This window comes from Hahella sp. CR1, assembly GCF_029813005.1.
Lineage (GTDB): Bacteria > Pseudomonadota > Gammaproteobacteria > Pseudomonadales > Oleiphilaceae > Hahella.
This window is the reverse complement of the sequence record NZ_JAPELK010000034.1, coordinates 1-5,582: the sequence shown is the minus strand read 5'-3', so window position 1 is coordinate 5,582 and position 5,582 is coordinate 1. Positions and strand designations below refer to the sequence as shown.

2 tRNA genes and 3 rRNA genes are annotated in these 5,582 nt (G+C 51.7%); all 5 read right to left on the bottom strand.

Going from position 1 to position 5,582, the window contains the following annotated elements:
• Positions 1 to 42 precede the first annotated feature (42 nt).
• The 5 genes from rrf to ONV78_RS31730 all read right to left on the bottom strand — a co-directional run bounded on the left by rrf (position 43) and on the right by ONV78_RS31730 (position 5,330).
• Positions 43 to 156: ribosomal RNA gene (rrf, locus tag ONV78_RS31750) — 5S ribosomal RNA — on the bottom strand.
• A 116-nt stretch (positions 157 to 272) separates the two neighbouring features.
• A 23S ribosomal RNA gene (locus ONV78_RS31745) occupies positions 273 to 3,163 on the bottom strand.
• Positions 3,164 to 3,481: 318 nt separating this feature from the next.
• Positions 3,482 to 3,557 (bottom strand) — tRNA-Ala (locus ONV78_RS31740).
• A 48-nt stretch (positions 3,558 to 3,605) separates the two neighbouring features.
• Positions 3,606 to 3,682: transfer RNA gene (locus tag ONV78_RS31735), tRNA-Ile, on the bottom strand.
• Between the two features lie 113 nt (positions 3,683 to 3,795).
• Positions 3,796 to 5,330, bottom strand: a 16S ribosomal RNA gene (locus tag ONV78_RS31730).
• Together the 16S, 23S and 5S rRNA genes with 2 tRNA genes alongside form the textbook arrangement of a ribosomal RNA operon.
• Positions 5,331 to 5,582: the final 252 nt, after the last annotated feature.

Below are 5,582 nucleotides of genomic sequence, written 5' to 3'. Positions count from 1 at the left end.
AAAAAAAAAACCCGTCACGAGGACGGGTTCTTCGTATTAAGAGCCTGACGACGACCTACTCTTGCATGGGTAATCCACACTACCATCGGCGCTGGACTGTTTCACTTCTGAGTTCGGAATGGGATCAGGTGGTTCCAGTCCGCTATGATCATCAGGCAAAACCGTTAAGCTTTGTCTTAGTCTAGCTTGTCTAGTTGGCGCTTGGTCAGAAGACCTTTAACTTGGATAAGCAGTTATACTCAATCAATACCGGTAAATTACTTCGGTGTTATATGGTCAAGCCTCTCGGGCAATTAGTACTGGTTAGCTCAACGCCTCGCAGCGCTTACACACCCAGCCTATCAACCTCGTGGTCTACAAGGGCCCTTTAGGAGGATCAAGTCCTCAGGGAGATCTTATCTTGAAGGGGGCTTCCCGCTTAGATGCTTTCAGCGGTTATCCCGTCCGAACGTAGCTACCGGGCAATGCGATTGGCATCACAACCCGAACACCAGCGGTTCGTTCACTCCGGTCCTCTCGTACTAGGAGCAACTCTCCTCAAATCTCCAACGTCCACGGCAGATAGGGACCGAACTGTCTCACGACGTTCTAAACCCAGCTCGCGTACCACTTTAAATGGCGAACAGCCATACCCTTGGGACCGGCTTCAGCCCCAGGATGTGATGAGCCGACATCGAGGTGCCAAACACCGCCGTCGATGTGAACTCTTGGGCGGTATCAGCCTGTTATCCCCGGAGTACCTTTTATCCGTTGAGCGATGGCCCTTCCATACAGAACCACCGGATCACTAAGACCTACTTTCGTACCTGCTCGACGTGTTTGTCTCGCAGTTAAGCGCGCTTTTGCCTTTACACTAACCGTACGATGTCCGACCGTACTTAGCGCACCTTCGTGCTCCTCCGTTACTCTTTTGGAGGAGACCGCCCCAGTCAAACTACCCACCACACAGTGTCCTCGACCGGGATTACCAGTCAGAGTTAGAACCTCAAACATGCCAGGGTGGTATTTCAAGGATGGCTCCACGAGAACTGGCGTCCTCGCTTCAAAGCCTCCCACCTATCCTACACAAGCAGGTTCAAAGTCCACTGTGAAGCTATAGTAAAGGTTCACGGGGTCTTTCCGTCTAGCCGCGGATACACTGCATCTTCACAGCGATTTCAATTTCACTGAGTCTCGGGTGGAGACAGCGCCCCCATCGTTACGCCATTCGTGCAGGTCGGAACTTACCCGACAAGGAATTTCGCTACCTTAGGACCGTTATAGTTACGGCCGCCGTTTACCGGGGCTTCGATCAAGAGCTTCGCTTACGCTAACCCCATCAATTAACCTTCCGGCACCGGGCAGGCGTCACACCCTATACGTCCACTTTCGTGTTTGCAGAGTGCTGTGTTTTTAATAAACAGTCGCAGGGGCCTGGTATCTTCGACCGCCTTCCGCTCCAGCCGCAGGGCTTTCACGTACATGACGGCGTGCCTTCTCCCGAAGTTACGGCACCATTTTGCCTAGTTCCTTCACCCGAGTTCTCTCAAGCGCCTTGGTATTCTCTACCTGACCACCTGTGTCGGTTTGGGGTACGGTTTCGTATTGCCTGAAGCTTAGAGGCTTTTCCTGGAAGCTGGGCATCAATCACTTCGCTCTCTTAAAGAGAGCTCGTCATCACCCCTCAGCATTGTGTGTCCGGATTTGCCTAAACACACTGCCTACAGGCTTAAACCTGGACTACCAATCCCAGGCTGACCTAGCCTTCTCCGTCCCCCCATCGCAGCAATACAAAGTATCGGAATTTTAACCGATTTCCCATCGACTACACCTTTCGGTCTCGCCTTAGGGGCCGACTCACCCTGCGCCGATTAGCGTTGCGCAGGAACCCTTGGTCTTCCGGCGTGCGGGTTTTTCACCCGCATTATCGTTACTCATGTCAGCATTCGCACTTCTGATACCTCCAGCATGCCTCTCGACACACCTTCATCAGCTTACAGAACGCTCCCCTACCACTCATCCATTGGATGAATCCGCAGCTTCGGCGCCATGTTTGAGCCCCGTTACATCTTCCGCGCAGGCCGACTCGACTAGTGAGCTATTACGCTTTCTTTAAAGGGTGGCTGCTTCTAAGCCAACCTCCTAGCTGTCTCTGCCTTCCCACATCGTTTCCCACTTAACATGGACTTGGGGGCCTTAGCTGGCGGTCTGGGTTGTTTCCCTCTTCACGACGGACGTTAGCACCCGCCGTGTGTCTCCCGGATATCACTCTACGGTATTCGGAGTTTGCATGGGGTTGGTAAGTCGAGATGACCCCCTAGCCCAAACAGTGCTCTACCCCCGTAGGTGTTCGTCCGAGGCGCTACCTAAATAGCTTTCGGGGAGAACCAGCTATCTCCGAGTTTGATTGGCCTTTCACCCCCAGCCACAAGTCATCCGAATCTTTTTCAACAGATTTCGGTTCGGTCCTCCAGTTGATGTTACTCAACCTTCAACCTGCCCATGGCTAGATCACTCGGTTTCGGGTCTACGCCTAGCGACTAATTCGCCCTATTCAGACTCGGTTTCCCTACGCCTCCCCTATTCGGTTAAGCTCGCCACTAAACGTAAGTCGCTGACCCATTATACAAAAGGTACGCAGTCACAGAACAAGTCTGCTCCCACTGCTTGTACGCATACGGTTTCAGGTTCTATTTCACTCCCCTCACAGGGGTTCTTTTCGCCTTTCCCTCACGGTACTGGTTCACTATCGGTCAACTGGGAGTATTTAGCCTTGGAGGATGGTCCCCCCATATTCAGTCAAGATAACACGTGTCCCGACCTACTCGATTTCACTTTGATAAGATTTCAGATACGGGGCTGTCACCCACTATGGCCGCACTTTCCAGAGCGTTCTCCTATCTGTCACAAAGCTTAAGGGCTGATCCCCGTTCGCTCGCCGCTACTGAGGGAATCTCGGTTGATTTCTTTTCCTCGGGGTACTTAGATGTTTCAGTTCCCCCGGTTCGCCTCCTACACCTATGGATTCAGTGCAGGATACCTGATAAATCAGGTGGGTTTCCCCATTCAGAGATCGCCGGGTCAAAGGTTATTTGCCACCTCGCCGACGCTTATCGCAGGCTTTCACGTCTTTCATCGCCTCCAGTTGCCAAGGCATCCACCGTATGCGCTTATTCACTTGACCATATAACCCGAAGTAATTTCATTACTGCCATCACTTCAAGCTATACAGCGCTGGTTTCACCGTAACAATAATTTGCCGATATTGCGCTTGAGTATAACTACTCAGTAAAACCTATCCGTTGAGTGACAAATAAACTTCATCTGTCACCACGTTGGTTTTTACTTTGCTTATCCAAATTGTTAAAGAGCTTCTCTGACCAAATGCCAGAAACCAATACAGTCATCTTTCTGAAACTTTCATGCTGTATTCGTTTCTATCATCTGAAACCGTCAGATTTCACTTACTTAATTGTCAACCGTACTACTACCATTCTATGAATGGTGGAGCTGAGCGGGATCGAACCGCTGACCTCCTGCGTGCAAGGCAGGCGCTCTCCCAGCTGAGCTACAGCCCCATAATTTTCCTAATCAAACCTAGTTATTCACCAAGAACAAGGAAATTCTGGTGGGTCTGGGTGGACTTGAACCACCGACCTCACCCTTATCAGGGGTGCGCTCTAACCACCTGAGCTACAGACCCAGAACTTGCAATCTCTCGATTGCGTCACGGGTCTGATGACCCTTAAGTAAGCTCTCTACTCGCCAATCAAGCAATTTGTTGTGGACGCCAAACTGAGACAGTTGGATATCGTTTAAGGAGGTGATCCAGCCGCAGGTTCCCCTACGGCTACCTTGTTACGACTTCACCCCAGTCATGAATCACACCGTGGTAACCGTCCCCCCGAAGGTTAGACTAGCTACTTCTGGTGCAACCCACTCCCATGGTGTGACGGGCGGTGTGTACAAGGCCCGGGAACGTATTCACCGCGACATTCTGATTCGCGATTACTAGCGATTCCGACTTCATGGAGTCGAGTTGCAGACTCCAATCCGGACTACGAGACGCTTTAAGAGATTAGCTCCACCTCGCGGCTTCGCAACCCTCTGTACGCCCCATTGTAGCACGTGTGTAGCCCTGGCCGTAAGGGCCATGATGACTTGACGTCGTCCCCACCTTCCTCCGGTTTGTCACCGGCAGTCTCCCTAAAGTTCCCACCCGAAGTGCTGGCAAATAGGGACAAGGGTTGCGCTCGTTACGGGACTTAACCCAACATTTCACAACACGAGCTGACGACAGCCATGCAGCACCTGTCTCAGAGTTCCCGAAGGCACCAATCCATCTCTGGAAAGTTCTCTGGATGTCAAGGCCAGGTAAGGTTCTTCGCGTTGCTTCGAATTAAACCACATGCTCCACCGCTTGTGCGGGCCCCCGTCAATTCATTTGAGTTTTAACCTTGCGGCCGTACTCCCCAGGCGGAGAACTTATCGCGTTAGCTGCGCCACTAAAGTCTCTAAGGACCCCAACGGCTAGTTCTCATCGTTTACGGCGTGGACTACCAGGGTATCTAATCCTGTTTGCTCCCCACGCTTTCGCACCTCAGCGTCAGTTTTTGGCCAGAGGGCCGCCTTCGCCACTGGTATTCCTCCAGATCTCTACGCATTTCACCGCTACACCTGGAATTCTACCCTCCTCTCCAAAACTCTAGTCGCCCAGTTCTAAATGCAGTTCCCAGGTTGAGCCCGGGGATTTCACATCTAGCTTAAGCAACCGCCTACGCGCGCTTTACGCCCAGTAATTCCGATTAACGCTCGCACCCTCCGTATTACCGCGGCTGCTGGCACGGAGTTTGCCGGTGCTTCTTCTGTGGGTAACGTCAACTGCAGCTGATATTAGCAACTGCCCTTTCCTCCCCACTGAAAGTGCTTTACAACCCGAAGGCCTTCTTCACACACGCGGCATGGCTGGATCAGGGTTGCCCCCATTGTCCAATATTCCCCACTGCTGCCTCCCGTAGGAGTCTGGACCGTGTCTCAGTTCCAGTGTGACTGATCATCCTCTCAGACCAGTTACGGATCGTCGCCTTGGTAGGCTCTTACCCTACCAACTAGCTAATCCGACATAGGCTCATCTGTTAGCGCAAGGTCCGAAGATCCCCTGCTTTCCCCCGTAGGGCGTATGCGGTATTAATCCGAGTTTCCCCGGGCTATCCCCCTCTAACAGGCAGATTCCTATGCATTACTCACCCGTCCGCCGCTCGTCAGCTCCCGAAGGACTGTTACCGCTCGACTTGCATGTGTTAAGCCTGCCGCCAGCGTTCAATCTGAGCCATGATCAAACTCTTCAGTTTAAAGAGTGTGAATCATTAAGATTCTTAATCTTGCTCAAGTTAAAACCACTGTACTCTTGAGTGATTGCTCACTCATGAATTGTACGAGTCACTAACTTAAGACTTAATCTTTTCCAGATCCGCCTCAGTTAGCGCCCACAACAAATTGCTTGATTAACTTTTTAAAGAACTTTCTCTTCCGGAGACTCTCTCCGACCGAGGCGCGCATTCTACACTTTCGTTTCTCAGTGTCAACTCCTTTTTAGCGCCGCC